The sequence below is a fragment of the Hymenobacter elongatus genome (genome assembly GCF_004745955.1).
In the GTDB taxonomy this organism is placed as follows: Bacteria; Bacteroidota; Bacteroidia; order Cytophagales; family Hymenobacteraceae; genus Hymenobacter; species Hymenobacter elongatus.
Map to the genome: position 1 here is coordinate 1 of NZ_SRLD01000129.1, position 594 is coordinate 594.

Below are 594 nucleotides of genomic sequence, written 5' to 3' on the forward strand. Positions count from 1 at the left end.
CTGCTCATCCGCCGCCGCAAACGGCGCGTGGTCACCACCCAGACCTGCTTGCCCCTGTTTCGGCGGCCGAATCTGATTGAACACCTGACCGTGAGCCGGGCCGAGCAGGTCTGGGTCAGCGACATCACCTACGTGCGCCTGCTCAGCGGCTGGAGCTACCTGAGCCTGATAACGGACCTGTATTCCCACAAAATCGTAGGTGCCTGCCTGCACCCGGACCTGTCGGTGCGCGGCACGCTCGCGGCCCTGCACCAGGCCCTGGCGGCCCGCACCCAGCCACAACGGCCCCTGATTCACCACTCCGACCGGGGCTTGCAGTATGCGGCCCGCGAATACGTGGGCCTGCTGGAAAGCCACGGCGTGGCCTTGAGCATGACCCAGCACGGCGACCCGTACGAAAATGCTGTCGCCGAGCGGCTCAACGGCATCCTGAAGGACGAATTCGGCCTGGGCGAGACGCTGCCCGGCTTTGCGCAGGCCGACGCGCTGGTGGTGCGGGCCTACAACCAGCTGCGCCCGCATGGCAGCTGCGACTTTCTGACGCCGAACCAGGCCCACGAGCAGGAAGGGCCGCTGGTGCGGCGCTGGAAAAAT

At 66.8% G+C, this 594-nt stretch carries 1 protein-coding gene; it reads left to right on the forward strand.

The annotated features are described in order from the left end of the window. On the forward strand, window positions 1–594 hold a 594-nt coding region (locus tag E5J99_RS21085), incomplete at both ends, for an IS3 family transposase (protein ID WP_167852290.1).